A 19,068-nucleotide genomic window follows, 5' to 3' on the forward strand; every position below is an offset into this window, starting at 1 on the left:
TTTTGAGGATGGAAAAACGTTTTGATAGTAAGGCAAAAAATTCGCTATTTAGTTGTTCTAAATGAGAATTTTTTAACGCAGATAGCGACATGTTTAGCTCCGCAAAATTGATTAGATATTATTGCGAGTTGGTATTATACACAGCCAGCGGGTGAGTAGTCACAATTGAAACATGAACGCTGTCGCCGGGGTTGACCACAACCTCGTGGCTGACACGGCTAGTAACGAGCGTATTACAGCTTAATTTAACCGCACATAAACGGCTGCCACCTTCAAAGCGTACCCAAACAACTTCACCATTAGGTTGATTTAAGTTTTGGATAAGCTGTACATCATCGGGGCGCAGCAATACATCTACATCGCCCCTATCACAGTCTACACCTTGGCCAGGTGCTACACCAATGCTGGTGGTTGCTTGGCCATTTTCAAACTGTCCAGCAATAAAGCTTGCCTCACCTAAAAAGCGTGCCACAAAGCGGTTGTTTGGCATGCTAAAACATTGTTCAGGGCTATCGAGCTGCTGTATTTTACCGTTTTGTAATACACCCACACGATCACCTACAGAAAGCGCTTCTTCTTGGTCATGAGTAACCCACACTGCAGGCACACCGGCTTCTTTAAGGGCATTTCTAATATCCCAGCGCAGCATATCTTTTAATGCGGCATCGAGGTTAGAAAGTGGCTCATCGAGCAATACAAAATCAGGCTGGTGGGCAAGTGTACGGGCAAGTGCCACACGCTGTTTTTGACCACCAGAGAGGGTGGCTGGTTTTTTTGATCTAAAGTCATTTAGACCAAGTAGTTTAATCCAGTGATCGGCAATGGCAGTGTCTTTTAATCTAAAACAAATGTTTTGCTCAACGGTTAAATGAGGGAACAACGCAAAATCTTGAAATACCATGCCCACACTGCGTTTTTCAGGGGGCACATTGAGGGTGGGCGTTGCTCGCCACTTACCTACGTTTATTTCACCCTCACTGATAGGGATAAGCCCTGCAAGTGCTTGCAATATTGTACTTTTACCACAACCCGTAGGGCCCACTAGCATGAGAATTTCATTGTCGCCTAACGATATATTTAAATCGCTTACAACACGGTTACTGCCGTAATCTATAGACAACTGGCTTACAGATAGCATTTGTATTTAAATCCTCAATGTTCGAGTTGGTTACGTTTTTCGCCAGACATCATAATAGCTAAGCCACAGGCAGAAATCACCACTAACAATAAACCGGGAATGGCAGCACGGCCAAAATATCCGGCTTCGTAGACCCGCCATAAATAGGTTGAAAGGGTTTCAAACCCGGTAGGGCCTAGCAATAGTGTTGCTTCAAGTTCGCGCATTGACTCTAAAAACACTAATGCAGCGCCGGCAATAATTCCACGCATTGTTAATGGTAAGGTAATGCGAGTAAAGGCTTCACGTGGGCTTGCACCGAGTACGCGTGCCGATTTAATTAAGCTTTGATCTAAATGTTCTGTGCTAGTGCGAACAGAGCCTACGGCAAGTGGTAAAAACCTAAGCATGTAAGCGATAATTAAAAGCGCTAACGTTTGGTATAAAAATGGCAGTTGTAAACCACCATAAACAAGGGCGGTGCCCATCACAATACCGGGAATACCAAAACCAAAGTAGGTAACACGCTCCATAACTCTACCGGCCTTTCCGCTTAAAGCAGCGTGAGCAACAGGAATAGCCACAATAACTGCCACTATGGCGGCAATCGCTGAGGCATAGGCTGAGTTCCACGCTATGCTAAAGTCAAAATTGCTGTAACCATCGCGCGCTAACCAAACAAAAAATATTGCCAGCGGTAAACCAATAGCGAGTAATAAAATAGGGCCAAAGGTAGCAATCATCGCTGTTACTTGCCATTTAGATGGAAACAAAACAAGTGGACGACCGTGGCGCTCAGAGGCGGTTTTTATTTGTGACTCTATTAATAGTAAAAAGCCCACAATTACCATTAATTGTAACGACAACATAGCAGCACGCCCTAACGCAAACGCATTGTATTCTACATAAATTACCCGAGTGAAGGTATCTAAGCGCATCATGGCGGGAGTACCAAAATCCGAAAGGGTATAAAGCGCTACTAATAACGAGCCTGCTGCAATACCATTTACTACACGAGGTAAAATCACTTTAAACACACTTTGTGTCATCGACATACCCAAAGTACGCGCTGCGTTTACCATGCTGGCATCTAAACTAAGTAAAGATGAGCGTGTGGTCATCATTACAAAAGGGAATGTATATAAGGTCATTACAATGGCTGCACCACTTAACCCGTACATGGGTGGGGTTTCAAAGCCAAGTAGATTATTTATTTCACCGCCTGGGCCAAACGCAGCATATAAAGTAAATGCGCCAATATAACTTGGAATAGCCAATGGCGCGGCAAAAATTACCAGCCATATTTTTTTAAAAGGCAAATGCACATAAGCACTTATAAAAGCCAGTGGCACCCCAATTAGAATTGAACCTAATACGGTTAAGCCCATTAGCGATAACGTATTGCCCAGTATTTTTAAGTTATGACTGTCAAAAAGGGTACTGGTGTCGCTAGCAAGGGTAATTAAAATATAAACAGGGGTAATCGTAATGAGCGCTGCAAGCAGCGCCATTGGGTAAGAAGCAGGTATTCGCATTTATAAAACGCCGTTGTTGCGCATCAAGTTGATGGTAGGGCGTAAATCCGCAAGTTGTGTCAAGTCAACTTTTGGTGGAGAAATATCACTTAAAGAAGGCAAGCCTTCGGGCTGAGTAATACCATTAACAAGCGGTATCTCGTAAGCTTCGCGTGCTAAATAACCTTGCACTTCTTCGCTTAGTAAATAACGCATAAAGTTAGTCGCAAGCGGGTCATCATTAAGCGTAAGTATGCCCGAGGCATTGACTAAACAGCCTGCATCTTGTTCGGTAAAGGCTAAATCAAGTTTAGCATCGGGTTTACCTGATTTTAGACGTAATGTGTAATAGTGATTAGCAAAGCCAATATCTACTTCACCACGTTCAACCGCCATAACAACACCGAGTTCACCGGCATAGGTTTTAGCGCGCTTTTTAACTTTTTTAAGCCATTTAGCCGTTTTATCATCGCCTTCTAAAATACGCATAGCGGTAACAAACGATTGAAACGAAGCATAAGCAGGGGCCCAACCAATTGATAAATCGCTATCTGCAATGTCCATTATGCTTGTAGGAATTTGATCTTTAGTTAAACGCGATGTGTTATACGGCAAAGTTCTGATCCGACCGGTAACCGGCGCCCATTGATCGTATCTAAATTGTGGTTGTAACTGTGCAGATAAATCACTAGGCAGCGGCTTTGCAAGGCCTGCATCAGTCACTAGGCCTATAGCGCCTGAGTCAACCGCCCAAAACAAATCGGCTCTACGTACACCTGCTTTGGCTTCTGCCACTATGGTATTGGCAAGCGCAGCGGTTGGACCTCGGCGAGTAGCTAAATTAAAATCGGGATTTTTTTTCTGAATCGCTTGTAATACATTTTCATACAAACCACCTTCACCACGGCCAAGGTATAAGGTTAAATCACCTTTAAGCTTTGGTAAATTATCAACAGACACTGGGTTTGCTATATCGGCAGCTAGTGCGCGAGAAAGGGGCAGTGGCATAGCGCCAACAACCCCTAACGCAGCTAGGCCTTGTATAAAGGTCCTACGCTTCACTTAAAAAACATCCTTACGCGACTTCTCCGCTTTTTCAATTAGCGTTTTAGCGCGGTCTAATTTAGTGTGCATATCACTTACCACGTCACGTACTTCATCAACGCTTTTAGCGCTTTTAATAGTTTGTGGAAGTGTTACGTTAAAATCTTTTTCCAGTACTTCTACTAGTTTTGCATCTTGTTCAATAAGCGTACCTTCTACACCTTCAAACAGGTGTAAATACGTATCGTGAACAATTTCAGTGGCTTCTTCGTTTAAGCGCTCTGCAAACTTAGCAACAACACGGTCAAGCTTATGCTTGATTTCGTCAATTGTGGCACTTTGGGTCATGCCTTCTGTTGCAGTGGCTTTAACTGTATCAAGTAAGCCTTTTTGCTGGAATTTTGCGGCAAGCTTAACAGCACCAAGACCTTGCCACAAGGCTATGTTCATGGCTTTTTGCTGTTTGCGCACTTCTTGGGCAGGCTTGTTGTTATCAATAGCCATTTTTACGCCATAAATTCCTTGCCAAATAGAGGCGTACACGGGTACGTAGTTAGTTTCAATGGCGCTGTGAAACTTAACCGACTCCCAATACTCAATTAAATCATCACTTTTAACTGCTTTAGCGCCGTTTTTGCTGTAGTCAGTTACCATGGTGTCTACTTTACCAACCATCCATTCAACTTCTTCTGAATAGTCTTTAATGTTTTCTTGTAAGTGGTTTACGTGCTCACCAATTGGGCCGTTAGCTAGCACAGGCTGTGTAGCAAAAGCAGAAGCTAACAATAGGCTTGCACCTAGTGTTTTTACAGATTTAGAAAGGTGTTTCATAGTAGAGAGTCCGAAAAGGTAATTGTAAATGATAGACATTATCATATCCGTAATATTTACTAAAATCAATATAACTAATACGCTAATGAAAAGCTCAAAACCTGAGCAAAATTAATACCTAAGAAGCAAATAATGACTATGCTTCTTAGGTATAATTTAACGCTCAGCAGTAATGCTTACCAGCAATAGCTGTGTAAATAGCATCGCATAGGGTGTTTATACTGGCTGAGTCGCTAATATACGGGGGCATTAGGTAAATAAGTTTGCCAAATGGGCGAATCCACACACCTTGCTCAACAAAGTAAGCTTGAATTTTTGCAACATCCACACTCCCAGCAACATCGTTTAGCTCTACAACGCCTATAGCGCCTAAAGTACGTACATTGGCTACAGCATCTAATTCATTACACTTATTAAGTTGTTGCAGTTGCGTATTTATATCACTAATGCGTTGCTGCCAGTTTTGCGCTAGGAGCACATCTATACTGGCGCAGGCAACTGCGCAGGCAAGGGGGTTGCCCATAAAAGTAGGTCCGTGCATCAAAACACCGGCTTCGCCTTCACTAATACCTGTTGCTATTTTTTCACTGGTAAGCGTTGCCGAAAGCGTCATTGAGCCACCGGTAAGTGCTTTACCTATACACATAATGTCGGGTTCGATATTAGCGTGCTCTACAGCAAATAATTTACCTGTGCGGCCAAACCCAGTAGCTATTTCATCGCAAATCAGTAAAACATTATATTGCGTGCATAATTTACGAACGCAGGCCAAATACGCGGGGTGATAAAAGTTCATGCCTCCGGCATTTTGTACAATAGGCTCAATTATAAAAGCGGCTACCTCGTGGTGGTGCGCTTTAAAGTAGCGCTCTAGCGTTTGCGCTTCTGCTTGGTCAAAATTGCCATCAAATGTACTTACAGGGGCAGGTACAAACACATGCTCAGGTAAAAAACCTTTATACAAACTGTGCATAGAATTAACCGGATCGCATACGCTCATAGCGGCAAACGTATCGCCATGGTAACCCTTATACGGCGTCATTAACTTTTGCTTGCTGGTAATGCCTTGGCTTAGCCAATATTGCAAAGCCATTTTTATGGCTACTTCTACGCTTACCGAGCCGCTATCGGCTAAAAATACTTTAGTTAAACTTGGAGGAGTAATAGCAACAAGCTTTTTACACAACTCAACTGCGCTGTTATGAGTAATGCCACCAAACATTATGTGGCTCATGCTATTTATTTGCTCAACCATGGCGTTATTCAAAGCAGGATGATTATAGCCGTGTATAGCACTCCACCATGAGGCCATTCCATCAATAAGTTGTTCGCCGGTTTCTAAGTAAATTATATTGTGTTTGGCATGAGTAACAGGATACACAGGGATAGGTTGTGTCATAGATGTGTAGGGGTGCCAAATGTGGTCACGATCAAAATTCAGGTCAATCGTTTGTTTTTTATTCATATGTAAACTTTGAGGTGGTGGGTTTCGTTGACAATGGTACTTCAAGACGTAGACTAATCCAACATCACCACTGAGAAAAATAAGAGACTACTATGGAACATGCACCTGTTCGCCACGATTGGACCCACGCAGAAGTAAAAGCATTATTTGAAATGCCATTTAACGACTTATTGTTTAAAGCGGCCTCGGTTCATCGCGCTAATTTTAATCCTAACGAAGTACAAATATCTACTTTACTATCTATTAAAACAGGCGCTTGCCCAGAAGACTGTAAATATTGTCCACAATCGGGACACTATAAAACCGACTTGGAACGCGAGCGCTTAATCGAGGTAGAAAAAGTGGTAGAACAAGCACGCCTAGCTAAACAAAAAGGCGCGACGCGTTTTTGTATGGGCGCAGCCTGGTCAGATCCAAAAGACAGAGACATGCCCTATATTTCTAAAATGGTAAAAGAAGTAAAAGAACTCGGCCTAGAAACTTGCATGACCCTTGGTAAACTTACCAACGAAAAAGCACATGAACTAAGTAATGCAGGCCTTGATTATTACAACCATAACCTCGACACTTCGCCTGAATATTACGAACAAATTATATCAACGCGTACCTTTGAAGACAGATTAAATACAATAGATCACGTACGTGATGCCGGCATGAAAGTATGTTCAGGTGGTATTGTAGGTATGGGCGAGCAGCCTGCAGACCGATACGGTTTATTAATGCAGTTGGCAAATTTACCACAGCAACCAGAAAGCGTACCTATTAATATGCTGGTAAAAGTAAAAGGCACACCGCTTGAAAACGTAGACGATTTAGATCATTTTGAATTTATACGTACCATAGCTACCGCCCGTATTATGATGCCACACAGCTATGTGCGTTTATCGGCAGGTCGCAGCGCCATGAACGAGCAAATGCAATCAATGTGCTTTTTTGCAGGTGCTAACTCAATATTTTATGGTGATAAGCTATTAACAACAGAAAACCCAGAGGCCGATGCCGACATGAAGCTAATTAAAAAGTTAGGCATGAACCCAGAAAAACACCAAGACTATTCAGACGAAGCCGTTGCGGCGTCGCTTTCATCGCAAGTAGCTGATAAAGCAACGTCTGAACTATTCTACGAAGCGTAAGCCTAGCCTTTATGCCATTTGAATTTATAAATACGCATATTCAAGCGCGCCAGCAAGATGCATTATTACGCAAACGCCATGTGGTGCAACGCGCTACAGCACGTACCATTACGGTAAATAACGCAACTTACCTTAACTTTGCCAGTAATGATTACTTAGGCTTTGGTGATTGCGGTATAAAGCTTGAGCAAAACAACCTACTTGGTAGCCACAGCTCTCCCTTAGTTACTGGTTATCAGGCGCAGCAACAAGAGTTAGAGCAATACTTATGTAGCGCACTTGGCTACGAAGCTGGCATGGTGTTTAACTCGGGGTTTAGTGCAAATAGCAGTGTAATTAAAGCGCTGTTTAGTGATAAAAATGCTGCACACAACAGTGCAATTTTTCAAGATAAGCTAAACCACGCCAGTTTAATTGATGGTGCAATGCACTCAAATGCCGCACTGGTGCGCTTTAATCATAACGATTTAAAACACTTACGTTCGCGGCTCGAAAAATCAAAAGCACACAATAAGCTGATTATTAGCGAAGGGGTGTTTTCGATGGATGGCGACACCGCCCCCTTAAAAGAGCTGCTTGCTTTAGCTAAAGAGCACAATGCTTGGCTTATGATTGACGATGCACATGGTTTTGGCGCATTAGGTAAAACCGGTTTAGGTAGCTGCGAGGCATTGTTGGATGAGGGCTTAGCACTGCCTGAAATACTGGTTATTACCTTTGGAAAAGCGGTCGCAAGTAGCGGGGCCTGTGTACTTTCAAATAACCAATTAATTAATTACATGCTGCAGTTTAATCGCGACTACACCTATTCAACGGCTATGTCGCCACTTATGGCAGCACTTACGCTTACGCGCTTGCAAGCCATAAAGCGCGCAGATAATAAACGTCAGCAGCTTAGTAGTAACATTGCTTTTTTTAAGCAGCTTTGTAAACACCACGCTATTGCTGTAATGGACTCAGACACTGCTATTCAGCCCATTGTACTTGGCTGCGCCGAGCAAACCTTGCACGCAGCGCAAAAGCTTAAACAACAGGGTATTTGGTTGACGGCTATTCGCCCGCCAACTGTTGCGCATAATACCGCGCGGTTACGTGTTACCTTAACTGCAGCGCATACCCATGCAGATATAACCACACTTGTTGAGCACTTAAAAGGCGCAATAGCATGATTGCGCAGGCCTTAACTGATAACCACAGTGCGCAAACTGTAAATAAAAAGCCGGCGCTTTCAGCTATAAATGCTGAGCAAGTTCGCCCCCATTCAGCCCTTAAAAAGGGGGCAAGTAATAAGTTTTCTAAAGCAGCTGAGCAATACAACAGCCATGCAAATGTACAAAAACAGGCAGCAAGCGATTTATTTAAATTAATAAACACCCAGTCACACAACCAAAATAAATTATGTGTTGATTTAGGTGCTGGTCCGCTGGTTAATACTGCACGACTAAACAATCAATACGGCCAAGTAATCGCCATAGATTTAAGCTTAAACATGCTTAAAAGTTCGCTATTAACCACGGCGAAAATTTGCGCCGATATGGATAACCTGCCGCTACAAGCAAACAGTATTGATGCCATATTTAGTAATTTTGCAATGCAGTGGTCGGCCAATTTTGAAAAATTAATGCAGGCGCTTTATAAAAGCTTAAAGCCTGGCGGGCAGGCTTATATAAGTACAGTGGTTGTGGGCTCGCTTAACGAAATTAAAACAGCGTTTGCAGCGCTTGATAACCGAAGCCATATAAATACCTTTAATACACACGCTTATATAAACCAGTCGGTCCAAAAAGCGGGGTTTAGTATTAATAGCTCGCAAAAAGTAATTTATACCGATTGTTACTCAAGCCCACTAAAAGCCATTAAATCTATTAAAGCCATTGGTGCTACAACGCAAAATCATGCTAATTCACGCCAAGGGTTATTAACTAAGTCGGCTTTGCAACGGGTATGCAAGGCATATCCGCTTTTAAACAATCAAGCGTGTGTGTCGTACCATGTGGTATTATTATCTTTAAAAAAACCGATTACAAATACGTAAGTAGCACACGTTAAAATTGATCAAGGCAGTAAAATGAAAGAATTTTTTATTACCGGTACCGACACCGACGCCGGAAAAACCCACGTTACTAGTTTGCTGTTAAAGCTACTCGGCCAACATAAAAAAAACGCAATTGGCTTTAAGCCACTTGCCGCAGGCTGCGAAATGGCGTTTGATCAGCTAGTAAATGCCGATGCACTTATGCTAATGGAAAGCGCCACGGTAAGTGCCAAATACGATGTAATAAATCCGTTTGCCTTTGCACCACCTATTGCACCGCATATAGCAGCAGAGCAAGTAGGGGTTACTATTACGCTTGATAACTTAAGCACAGCGTACGCAACCCTTAAACAACAAGGTGCCGATTATCATTTAACCGAAGGCGCGGGTGGTTGGGCACTGCCAATTAATAACACCGATTATTTATACGATTGGGTTAAAGCCCAGCAACTACCGGTAATTTTAGTCGTAGGCATGAAACTAGGTTGCTTAAACCATGCCTTACTTACCGCTGCCCATATGCAAAGTTTAGACATAAACTGTGTAGGCTGGATTGCCAACCAAGTAGACCCCAATATGGACGAGTACCAAGCTAACCTTGATTCGTTAAAAGCACGCTTGCCATTTCCTATTTTGGCTATAAGCCCATACAGCGAGCAAACCCCTAAACTGCAAATATACAAAACCTTACTTAATACCCTCAATATACAGAGCTAATTTGGGCTGCTTTGCGTTTTTAAATGCAAAGCAGTTTTTTATATTAAATACATGAGCTTATTAATTGTATTTACGCCTTGAATTTACCTACTTTAGTACACATATTAAAGGTTACAGCTTTTGTTACTAAGGAAATAACCCGCTATATGACGCACCCATATATTAAGCGCTATGCTCAAAACACACAGGTCACGGCAGAGCCACAAGTACCGCAAAGTACTCAGCCTAAAACCCGTGTGGGCATTTTAGGTGGCGGCACAGCGGGAGCAACAATAGCTATACGTTTGGCTGCGCTTGGTATTCAAACCACTATTTTTGAGAAAAAAAAGTCACTAATAGATGGCCCGCCCATGTGTCATTTACATGCGGGCGGTAACTTATACCGTGAAATACCAGACGAAGACTGCATAGACTTACTCAAACAATGTATTGATATATTACGCCTATACCCCTTCACCATAGACGTGCGCCCAACCGTGTTTGCAGTACCAACACGCGATGACGATTCACCCGACGATTTACTGCCACGTTTAGATAAAATTACCAACGCATATAAAGAACTCGTTGAACAAGATTGCAATAACAAGGTGCTTGGCGAGCCTGATAATTACTATCAGTTGTATAGCCATGAGCAAATGATAGCGCTGAGTAAAAAAGAGCAAGTTGCACAGCCTAAAACGCTTGATGAATGGATGATCCCCGTAGCTAAGCACTTAAATTTAAACAAAGTAAAATACCCGCTAATTGTAGCTCAAGAATACGGCTGGAATATTTTTAGGTTATCGGCTAGTGCGCAACTTGCCCTTGCTCAGTACGAACACGCGAACGTACTTACCAGTACTGAGGTTAAGCAAGTTAGCCAAGTTGAGCAAAACAGTGCTGGCAGTCAAATGCCAAGATGGAAAATTGAATACCAAAACAACCAAAGCAGCACAACCCAAACAGTAGAGGTAGATTACCTTATAAATGCCTGTGGCTTTCAAACGGGTATTGTTGATGACATGGTCGGCGTAAAACCCAAGCGTATGGTCGAATTTAAAGCCTCATACATTACGCACTGGCAAGGGGCTGGCGGGCAAATACCCGAAATTATTATTTATGGTAATCGGGGTACACCCGAGGGCATGGCACAATTAACGCCTTATCCTAATGGCTTTTATCAAATTCATGGTATGACTAATTCAATTACCTTGTTTAACGATGGCCTAGCCGATACTACTGAGCAAACGGCGCAGCCACAACTGCCTGATAAATATTTAAATTATATTAATAATGGGTGGGATCAGCAGGTATTAAAAGCACGTAGTCAAAAAGCCATTGATTATGTAGCCGAGTTTGTACCAGCATTTAAAAGTGCCAATACACAAAACAATGCTTTGTTTGGCGGCCAGCAAATCCCTGGCGAAGACGACACTTTGCGCGTAGCAGATGTTAGTTTATATTCGCATATTAGCTATGCACGTGCCGAAAACGTAAAAGCATCATCTACCTTAATTGCTGCCGACGAAATAGTCGCCGAATTTACAAAACTTGGCTTACTAAGCGATGATGAACACATTAACGCACATCGCACTCATCATCAGTGGACCTACCTTTTGCAGCATAACCATGCAGATATCACTAAGGTTGCTAAATTATTAGCAACAGAGCGTGGTTTTCCAACCGATATGGCAACCATTAACAATTGTATTAAAACCACCCGCAACTAGTTATTTTTAATGGCATAACGAGGTTTCAATATCGTGTTATGCCGCACTTTCCCTCTTTTTAAAGCCTCTTTAAAAATTTATTCATAAACCCAAAAATAACCCTTGCGTTATGACATAGTTTGTCACAGAATAGCCTCAACGCTATGACATAGTGTGTCATAGCGTAATGATTGCTTTAACCTAATTTAATTTTATGTTCGGTGATCAAACCTATTTTTGTGAGGACAATATGAAACGTATATTTTTGTTTTTATTAACTAACCTAGCGGTTATGTTGGTATTAGGTGTCGTGCTTTCAATAATAATGAGCGCGCTGGGTTTAAGCCATCGTAGCCTTGGCGGAATATTACTTATAGCCTCTGTATTTGGCTTTGGTGGCTCGTTTATTTCGTTATTTATGTCTAAGTGGATTGCTAAAAAATCAACGGGCGCACAAGTAATTACTCAACCGCGCAATGAAACCGAGCACTGGCTTGTACAAACCGTATCAGCACAAGCTCAAAAAGCAGGTATAAACATGCCTGAAGTAGCTATTTACGACAGCCCAGAAATGAACGCCTTTGCAACCGGTCCAAGTAAAAACAACTCGCTGGTGGCGGTAAGCACAGGTTTATTACATAACATGAATCAAGACCAAGCCGAAGCCGTACTTGCCCACGAGGTCTCGCACGTTGCTAATGGCGACATGGTAACGCTTACGCTAATACAAGGCGTGGTAAATACCTTTGTAATATTTGCCGCCAAAGTACTGGCAGGCATAGTCGATAACTTTTTAAATGGCGATGAAGAAGAGGGCGGTAGCAGCTGGTCTTACTTTTTATTCGACATGTTATTCCAAGTTGTATTTGGAGTACTGGCAAGCATAGTGGTTGCAAGTTATAGCCGTAAACGCGAATTTGCTGCCGACAGTGGCGCCGCTAAATTGGTAGGTGCAGACAAAATGCGTTCTGCCCTTGAGCGATTAAAGCAAAACCACCCGTCGCAATTACAAGGCTCAATGATGGCCTTTGGTATTGCAAGTGGAAAAGGGATGGCTGAGCTGTTTTCATCTCACCCACCACTTGATGCGCGAATAGACGCACTACGTAAATAAGCTAACCCTTATTTAAAACATAAAAGCCAGCTTAATAGCTGGCTTTTTAGTATGTGCTAACTGGTTTATCAAGCGTTGAGGTTATTTACCAAAAATAATATCGGTAATGCCCTCTGGTGAGAGAATTTCTATCCAGTAGCCATCGGGGTCTTTTATAAATGCTAAGCCCTTCATTGAGCCATCATCTGGCTTTTTAACAAATTCTACGTCGTACTTTGCAAAGCGCTCGCTGGCAGCGTAAACATCCGGTACGCTAATACCAATATGGCCAAAGCCCTTAGGTTCTTGGTTACCGCTATGGTAACCCTCAAAGCTATCGTCGTCTTCTGTGCCCCAGTTATGAGTAAGCTCAATAAGCGCAGGGCGGCCAAATACCCATTTAGCTTTGCTTTTATCATCACCTTGGGGCTGCTCTGGCTCGTAGCCTAAAAAGTACAGTGTAAACTTCATTTCAGGAAAGTCATACTTACCTAATAGCTTCATACCTAATACATTTTGATAAAATTCGAGTGACGGTTTGGGATCTTTAATACGCAACATAGTTTGTTGCATCACATAGCCTTTAGTGGCTTGTTCAATTTGCTCTGGCGATTCGTTATAGCTAGACATGGTAATCCTTTGTATAAATTAAGAAGCGAAAATAGAGATATAATGCTTAAATTATTATAATCAACCGTCGTTTAAATTACATAGCGCAATTTTAAAATAAGGAAGTACATGGCTATTACAATAACCACGGGCACATTTAAGGATATAACTGCTGTAAGTAAACATATTCCCGAACTTTTAACCACTATTGATAACCAAGCATTAGAAACCCGCTTAAATAATAAAAAAGCGCTTATATTAGTGGCCTACCATGAAAATGAATTAGTCGGTTTTAAAATTGGCTATGAACAATCAACTACGCAATTTTATAGCTGGCTTGGTGGCGTACATCATAAAAGCCGAAGGCGTGGTATAGCTAAAAAGCTACTTATTCAGCAGGAGCAATGGGCCGCTGAGCAAGGCTATACCCATATACATGTAAAATCGATGAACCGGTTTCCTCAAATGCTTACTATGTTAATCACAAATGGCTATCACATAGCTGGCTATGTCGATAAACACAGTACGATGCTCAGTAAAATTAAGTTTGTAAAACAATTAGCAAAATAAAATAGGGCGCTTTATTCATCGTTATTTAACTAAGTGCCATGTAGGGTTTAAATAACTACTGCGGGCAATTACTTATACAGAAAATAACGTATATAAAGGAGTGACTATGTTTTTTGATGATATGCAGGGCTTAATACGCGTACTTATTATTGGCGTGCTGGGTTATATCGCGCTGGTGTTTTGGCTGCGTATATCGGGTAAGCGTACGCTTTCTAAATGGAATGTGTTTGATTTTATTGTCACTATTGCTCTGGGTTCTATTTTAGCCTCGGTGATCATTACAAAAAGCGTTGCGCTGCTAGAGGGCATGCTCGCGTTTGTAGTATTAATAGGGCTGCAATATTTTATTACGTGGCTAAGCGTACGCTCATCTAAATTTGCGGCTTTAATAAAAGCAGAGCCCACGCTGTTATTGAGTGATGGTGAATACTGCACGGCGGCACTTAAGTCGCAGCGGGTAACTAAATCAGAAATTCGCGCCGCTATTCGTGGCGCGGGTATATTAGCCATAGAAGATGTAGCCGCCGTGGTGCTAGAAACCGATGGCAGTTTTAGTGTACTAAAGCAAAATAAAAGCGGGTTAAAAACGGCGCTGAGTGATGTAAGCGAGCAATAAAGTAAGGCGCTAGTACTTATATTAATTAAGGCAGGTTTAATACCTGCCTTATTTTTTAGTAAAGCGTATTTTTATTTAGCGTGCTGCTCTAACAAACTAAAGGTAGGTAGGCGCCATTTAAAACGTATTGACGCCATACGTATTTAGTAGCCTGCGACAAGGCTTACAATAATGCTGATGTTGTCATCAATATTGTAATGGTGCAGTGCCAAGTATAAGCAGGCAACCAGTAACGATACACTCGCGTATAGCTCGTTATGTAATACAAGCGGCGCTTGGCGACATATTAAATCGCGCAGTAACCCACCAAATACACCGGTTACAACCGCAGCCACTGCACAAATACCATAATGCAAACCCATATTTAGCCCAACTTGGCAGCCAATAATGCTAAACGCCGCAAGCCCCAGCGCATCTAAGCGCATAAAAATGCCTTTAAATTTAACCACCCATTTAGCCTGCCACGTAGTGACAATACCGGCAATACACGTAATTAATAAATACTCCGGGTGCTGAACCCAGGTAAGGGGGTAATTGCCAAGTAAAATATCTCGCACGCTGCCACCCCCAATTGCCGTTGCACTGGCAACCAGTACAACACCAAACCAATCCATTTTCATTCTGCCAGCGCTAAGTGCGCCGGTCATGGCTTCTGCGGTAATACCAATAATATAAACAACGGTTAGTAGCATGCGATAATCACTTGAAATCTGTGCGTAAAAATAAGGTGAGGATTGTATAGATAAATTAAGTAAATAACGAATGAAAAATCACACTAAAAATGCTTAATTCAGATAGAAATAACTAATGCATAACTCTAGTGTAAACAAGCTGTTAAGTTAAATTGTAATGTAAAGTCAGTAGTAGTAAAACGAAGGACAAATGGCCGTAAATTATAAAATAAAATAGGTCATTATTTGATATTTTTAAACCCAACAGCTAATCATTCATCACATACGCTTAAGTGTTTTTCCAACTATTTAAATTAACCTAATATGAATATTTGGTTGCATCGTCCTAATTTAGGAACGTATACTAACAAGCGTTAACTTAAATGGAATTTGCGTAATTGCAGCTTAATCAGCACAGGTAAATACATGAACAAAGGATTGTTAAAAGCGTGGAATGACGAAAAGGGCTTTGGTTTTATTAAATCAGACACCCAAGCGCACGACACCTTTATACACATTTCAGCGCTCAAACACATGAGCCGCAAGCCAAAAGTGGGCGACACTATTTATTTTGAAGTAGCCACACAACCCGATGGTAAAAGCAAAGCCGTTAATTGCCGTATTGAAGGCGTAGCTGCGCTTAAAATCACGCCTAAAAAATCAATCCATCATCGTGTTGCTAAATCAAATTTTACAAATAGCTTTTTAGGCAAAGCCGCCTCAATTAGCATTATCGCCGTGCTTGGCTTTATCGCAGTAAATAAATACACCCATTATAAAAATAACGAGCAATTTAATAACCACACACCTTTTATTACCAACGCCGATTTAGCCACCTTTGATGAGCAATACCCAAAAATTGTGATTCCGCAAAACACCCATAATTTTACCTGCGATGGCAGGCAGCACTGTAGCCAAATGACTTCACGTGCAGAGGCGGTATTTTTTATAAATAATTGCCCAAATACAAAAATGGATGGCGATAGAGATGGTGACCCGTGTGAGAACGATACAAGGTTCCAAGATTAGTGGTAATTTTTGAAACCGATTAGTTTAAAGTTAAATTTAGGATAGGTTTTACTATGTACTGTATATAAATGCAGTGGTGCGTAATTTGCCTCATAACATTATAAAAAGGCGTTATGGGGTTAAATTACAAAGGCTACTGAGTAGCAATTGTTATTGTCTGATTATAAACGAGTTGTGCGGTGTAATTATCGAAAAAGTAATACGCTTTTTGGGGACTTATAACTCCCCAAAGTCATGTTCAATAAGCTGGAACCGTCAGCATCATTTAATATCTATGAAAGGAATTACCTAAATGAAAATAAAACCTCTATCAATATTAGTTACTTGTACATTGCTACCATCTTTAAATGTGTATGCCGATGACAACTATACCGTTTCTCTGCAACTCCTTGATTCAGAGAAAAAAGAAATTCTTAGTTCATCATCATTAATGTTAGATACTGGATATGATAGTCAAACAAGTAGTAAGTCATACGCAATAACAGAATGTATGGAAACGCTACAAAAGAAAACTAGATCCTTTAAAAGTAAAGAATTCATAGTTGGGTATAGCTATTCAGTAGAGCCTCAAAAAGGGCTTGTCGAGTTTACTGAGTACGGAATCGACGCCTCAAAATATAATGACTATGATAAAAACGAATGTTTTAGAGGTGAAGTAAAACAGATTAAACATACCAAAACGCTAAAAGTTGTTGCTGGAAATAAGAACTTCCAAGAGTTTATATTACCTAGTGGTAATTTTATTAACGTTGCAATCTACAAGTAAAAAGTTGATTAAAACTAGTTGTTAAAACGGGACAAAATACAGCTTGCTGTGTTTAGTTCCTCAACATTTTAGCCAACTATATTATTACCCTTTAATTGGGTATATGGGGCTTAAACTCAGTACTACATTATAATAAGGTGGCTAGGTGAGATTACATGAAATCAAGATCGATAATTTTCGCAAATTAAAAGGTTGTACGATTGGCTTTAGAGACTCGACTTTTCTAATTGGTGCGAATAATGCTGGTAAATCTAGTGTTTTTTCAGCAATTCAACTCTTACATAGTGCTAAAAATGCACTGAGAGAAGATTATTCGAAAACATATAATAAGGAAGAGGATTTGTATGAATATTCTGAAGAGATTGAAATAGTTGCGGAATACCACAATTTACCAGAAGAAGCTAAAGAGTGGGTCGGTTTTAAAGGAAGAATTATTAGAGCTGAAGCCCCTTTACCTGATGAAACCGTAAACAGCATAGTTTACAAAAAGGTTTGGTCTATCAAACTGTCAAAACCAAAAGTTTACATGCTTGAATATCCCAAAGTACCTAAAGAGCAGTTTGTTGCTGCAACGCAAGTATCTGAGTTGGTAGGCGACAGCTTCACAGAGGAGTTTTTGAAAGAATACTTCGATGAGGCTAACTTTACAAAAAAACTAACTATTAAAGCAGTAAAAGAAAAACTTGAAGACTTAACTGAATACTGGGAAGTTCAGGAAGATCAAGAACCAGATTGGGTTGAAAATCCAGGTGGTATTCCTGGTAATGTACTTTCTAAATTACCTCGAATAGTTGTTGTACCAGCTGAATCATGCGTATCTGAATTAACATCAAGCAACGGGGCATTGCACTCTCTTTTAGGTGATTTATTTGAACAGGTGCGGTCTCAGTCGGATAACTATGAACAAGCACAGCGTTTTTTAAATGAATTAGCGTCCGAATTAAATCCAAGTGATACTGAAACTGACTTTGGCAAGTTAATCCAAGAACTAAATGGTATGGTTCACAATTTGTTCCCAGATTCATCTGTCCATGTTTCTGCTGCACTAGATAAACCAGAGAAAACTATTAAACCTCAGTTCTCAGTCGAATTAGAAAGCAATGTAAAAACAGAAGTCTCATACCAAGGTCACGGCATGATTAGAGCAACAGCGTTCCAATTATTAAGGTTTGTACAGGAATTTGTGAATAAAAATGCAGAAAACCCTAGAAGTACAATTTTTTGCTTTGAAGAGCCTGAAATTTATTTGCATCCTTCGGCTTCAAATCAGCTGAGGGATTCGTTGTACGAACTAGCTGGACCTAGTTGTCAAATTGTAGCGACTACTCATTCACCATATATGGTAAATCTTGGTACAGACAAGAGCATTAGCTTAACTAAGTTTTCATATGTCGATGGTGGGTTTACTGGAACTACATCATTCAATCTTGAAAATGCGTTCTCTGATCTTCAAAGGGATGAAAAGCAAAATCTGAAGATGCTTTTAAAAGTTGATGACTATATCTCAAGAATGTTCTTTACAAAAAAATGTATATTTGTGGAAGGAGACACAGAAGAAGTTGTCGTTAGAGAAACAATTAAACGTTTAAGCTCTGAAGATAAAGCTAGGGTTATAGGAAATTGTGAGTTCCTGAGAGCTCGTGGTAAAGCAGTGCTGATTTCGATAGCTAAATACTTAAATGCATTAAATGTTAATTATATCTTTATGCACGATCGAGATGCTGGCACTGAGAGGGCTGAAGCAATGAATGCGCCTATTCTTGCTCAAACAGGCGTAGAGCGCAGAATTATGATCGAAGAGTGTATCGAAGATTTGTTAGGCTATGATACACCATCAGGTGAAAAACCATATAAGGCATATGAGCACATTTCACAAAACTGGGGTGAAGAGTTTAACGAATTACCAGAACGTTGGAAAAGTGTGTTTTTAAAGCTTTGTTCTCCACACTTAGATCATCTAAAACCAGCTCTATAGCTAAGCTTTTGAGAGTGATTTCCAACGATTGGCATTTTCATTCAATCGTTGGGTTACGTGTTTATGAAGGTATGGTTAGGTTTATTGTTAGCGTTGCTCACATCGTAATGTAGTGTAAGATAAAAATTTAGAGAGTCATAATGGACCGTTATCGTGAAAGGCTAATAGCGCATTTAAAAGCTGGTGGGGTCAAAT

17 protein-coding genes and 1 pseudogene are annotated in these 19,068 nt (G+C 40.9%); 11 read left to right on the forward strand and 7 right to left on the reverse strand.

From position 1 onward, the window contains the following. Window positions 1-118: 118 nt before the first annotated feature. The 5 genes from CWC17_RS11805 to bioA form a co-directional block, all read right to left on the reverse strand. Window positions 119-1,138, reverse strand: coding sequence for an ABC transporter ATP-binding protein (locus tag CWC17_RS11805; protein ID WP_138541120.1), 1,020 nt, complete (start codon window positions 1,136-1,138; stop codon window positions 119-121). Between the two features lie 14 nt (window positions 1,139-1,152). Further along, window positions 1,153-2,652, reverse strand: a complete 1,500-nt coding sequence (locus CWC17_RS11810) for an ABC transporter permease (RefSeq protein WP_138613000.1) — start codon at window positions 2,650-2,652, stop codon at window positions 1,153-1,155. Next, window positions 2,653-3,693 (reverse strand): extracellular solute-binding protein, encoded by a 1,041-nt coding sequence (locus CWC17_RS11815; RefSeq protein ID WP_138613001.1) that lies wholly within the window; start codon window positions 3,691-3,693, stop codon window positions 2,653-2,655. Then, window positions 3,694-4,506, reverse strand: coding sequence for a hypothetical protein (locus CWC17_RS11820; RefSeq protein WP_055014838.1), 813 nt, complete (start codon window positions 4,504-4,506; stop codon window positions 3,694-3,696). A 163-nt stretch (window positions 4,507-4,669) separates the two neighbouring features. After that, window positions 4,670-5,971, reverse strand: a complete 1,302-nt coding sequence (bioA, locus tag CWC17_RS11825; RefSeq protein WP_138613002.1) for an adenosylmethionine--8-amino-7-oxononanoate transaminase — start codon at window positions 5,969-5,971, stop codon at window positions 4,670-4,672. Between the two features lie 92 nt (window positions 5,972-6,063). On the opposite strand from bioA, the gene bioB reads away from it, so the two are divergent. From bioB to htpX, 6 genes are all read left to right on the forward strand, one after another. Continuing rightward, a complete protein-coding gene (gene bioB / locus CWC17_RS11830; protein WP_055017659.1) occupies window positions 6,064-7,104 on the forward strand; it encodes a biotin synthase BioB in 1,041 nt (346 codons plus the stop codon). A gap of 11 nt (window positions 7,105-7,115) precedes the next feature. Then, a complete protein-coding gene (locus tag CWC17_RS11835) occupies window positions 7,116-8,273 on the forward strand; it encodes an aminotransferase class I/II-fold pyridoxal phosphate-dependent enzyme (protein ID WP_138613003.1) in 1,158 nt (385 codons plus the stop codon). Then, on the forward strand, window positions 8,270-9,139 hold the full coding sequence (locus CWC17_RS11840) for a methyltransferase domain-containing protein (protein ID WP_138613004.1): 870 nt from the start codon (window positions 8,270-8,272) through the stop codon (window positions 9,137-9,139). The genes CWC17_RS11835 and CWC17_RS11840 overlap by 4 nt, the downstream gene beginning before the upstream one ends. A 33-nt stretch (window positions 9,140-9,172) precedes the next feature. Then, a complete protein-coding gene (gene bioD / locus CWC17_RS11845; protein ID WP_138613005.1) occupies window positions 9,173-9,856 on the forward strand; it encodes a dethiobiotin synthase in 684 nt (227 codons plus the stop codon). 146 nt (window positions 9,857-10,002) lie between these two features. Further along, entirely contained in the window at window positions 10,003-11,565 is a 1,563-nt protein-coding gene (locus CWC17_RS11850; RefSeq protein WP_138613006.1) for an FAD-dependent oxidoreductase, read from the forward strand. Between the two features lie 229 nt (window positions 11,566-11,794). Beyond that, window positions 11,795-12,658, forward strand: coding sequence for a protease HtpX (htpX, locus tag CWC17_RS11855; protein WP_138541112.1), 864 nt, complete (start codon window positions 11,795-11,797; stop codon window positions 12,656-12,658). Between the two features lie 81 nt (window positions 12,659-12,739). On the opposite strand, the gene gloA is transcribed toward htpX, so the two are convergent. Continuing rightward, a complete protein-coding gene (gene gloA, locus CWC17_RS11860) occupies window positions 12,740-13,267 on the reverse strand; it encodes a lactoylglutathione lyase (protein ID WP_138613007.1) in 528 nt (175 codons plus the stop codon). Window positions 13,268-13,375: 108 nt separating this feature from the next. Between gloA and CWC17_RS11865 the strand changes: the two genes are divergently transcribed. Both CWC17_RS11865 and CWC17_RS11870 read left to right on the forward strand, forming a co-directional pair. Beyond that, a complete protein-coding gene (locus tag CWC17_RS11865; RefSeq protein ID WP_138613008.1) occupies window positions 13,376-13,816 on the forward strand; it encodes a GNAT family N-acetyltransferase in 441 nt (146 codons plus the stop codon). Between the two features lie 106 nt (window positions 13,817-13,922). Beyond that, a complete protein-coding gene (locus tag CWC17_RS11870) occupies window positions 13,923-14,432 on the forward strand; it encodes a DUF421 domain-containing protein (protein WP_138613009.1) in 510 nt (169 codons plus the stop codon). A 146-nt stretch (window positions 14,433-14,578) separates the two neighbouring features. Here the strand turns inward: CWC17_RS11870 and CWC17_RS11875 are convergent. Then, a pseudogene (locus tag CWC17_RS11875) lies at window positions 14,579-15,124 on the reverse strand (trimeric intracellular cation channel family protein); the annotation flags it as partial. Between the two features lie 405 nt (window positions 15,125-15,529). On the opposite strand from CWC17_RS11875, the gene CWC17_RS11880 reads away from it, so the two are divergent. The 3 genes from CWC17_RS11880 to CWC17_RS11890 all read left to right on the forward strand — a co-directional run bounded on the left by CWC17_RS11880 (window position 15,530) and on the right by CWC17_RS11890 (window position 18,873). Next, window positions 15,530-16,132, forward strand: coding sequence for a cold shock domain-containing protein (locus CWC17_RS11880; RefSeq protein WP_138613010.1), 603 nt, complete (start codon window positions 15,530-15,532; stop codon window positions 16,130-16,132). 292 nt (window positions 16,133-16,424) lie between these two features. Continuing rightward, window positions 16,425-16,898, forward strand: a complete 474-nt coding sequence (locus tag CWC17_RS11885) for a hypothetical protein (protein WP_138613011.1) — start codon at window positions 16,425-16,427, stop codon at window positions 16,896-16,898. A 145-nt stretch (window positions 16,899-17,043) separates the two neighbouring features. Then, window positions 17,044-18,873 carry an AAA family ATPase gene (locus CWC17_RS11890; RefSeq protein ID WP_138613012.1) on the forward strand — a complete coding sequence of 610 codons (1,830 nt, stop codon included), beginning with the start codon at window positions 17,044-17,046 and terminating at the stop codon, window positions 18,871-18,873. Window positions 18,874-19,068 lie beyond the last annotated feature (195 nt).

Origin of the sequence: Pseudoalteromonas sp. S3785, assembly GCF_005887365.1 — a bacterium.
Classification (GTDB): Bacteria; Pseudomonadota; Gammaproteobacteria; order Enterobacterales; family Alteromonadaceae; genus Pseudoalteromonas.

What these genes read in the sequence shown, in the direction of transcription:
- CWC17_RS11805 (WP_138541120.1), bottom strand. Translation starts at nt 1,138, where the DNA reads ATGCTATCTGTAAGCCAGTTGTCTATAGATTACGGCAGTAACCGTGTT.
- CWC17_RS11810 (WP_138613000.1), bottom strand. Translation starts at nt 2,652, where the DNA reads ATGCGAATACCTGCTTCTTACCCAATGGCGCTGCTTGCAGCGCTCATT.
- CWC17_RS11820 (WP_055014838.1), bottom strand. Translation starts at nt 4,506, where the DNA reads ATGAAACACCTTTCTAAATCTGTAAAAACACTAGGTGCAAGCCTATTG.
- bioA (WP_138613002.1), bottom strand. Translation starts at nt 5,971, where the DNA reads ATGAATAAAAAACAAACGATTGACCTGAATTTTGATCGTGACCACATT.
- bioB (WP_055017659.1), top strand. Translation starts at nt 6,064, where the DNA reads ATGGAACATGCACCTGTTCGCCACGATTGGACCCACGCAGAAGTAAAA.
- CWC17_RS11835 (WP_138613003.1), top strand. Translation starts at nt 7,116, where the DNA reads ATGCCATTTGAATTTATAAATACGCATATTCAAGCGCGCCAGCAAGAT.
- CWC17_RS11840 (WP_138613004.1), top strand. Translation starts at nt 8,270, where the DNA reads ATGATTGCGCAGGCCTTAACTGATAACCACAGTGCGCAAACTGTAAAT.
- bioD (WP_138613005.1), top strand. Translation starts at nt 9,173, where the DNA reads ATGAAAGAATTTTTTATTACCGGTACCGACACCGACGCCGGAAAAACC.
- CWC17_RS11850 (WP_138613006.1), top strand. Translation starts at nt 10,003, where the DNA reads ATGACGCACCCATATATTAAGCGCTATGCTCAAAACACACAGGTCACG.
- htpX (WP_138541112.1), top strand. Translation starts at nt 11,795, where the DNA reads ATGAAACGTATATTTTTGTTTTTATTAACTAACCTAGCGGTTATGTTG.
- gloA (WP_138613007.1), bottom strand. Translation starts at nt 13,267, where the DNA reads ATGTCTAGCTATAACGAATCGCCAGAGCAAATTGAACAAGCCACTAAA.
- CWC17_RS11865 (WP_138613008.1), top strand. Translation starts at nt 13,376, where the DNA reads ATGGCTATTACAATAACCACGGGCACATTTAAGGATATAACTGCTGTA.
- CWC17_RS11870 (WP_138613009.1), top strand. Translation starts at nt 13,923, where the DNA reads ATGTTTTTTGATGATATGCAGGGCTTAATACGCGTACTTATTATTGGC.
- CWC17_RS11880 (WP_138613010.1), top strand. Translation starts at nt 15,530, where the DNA reads ATGAACAAAGGATTGTTAAAAGCGTGGAATGACGAAAAGGGCTTTGGT.
- CWC17_RS11885 (WP_138613011.1), top strand. Translation starts at nt 16,425, where the DNA reads ATGAAAATAAAACCTCTATCAATATTAGTTACTTGTACATTGCTACCA.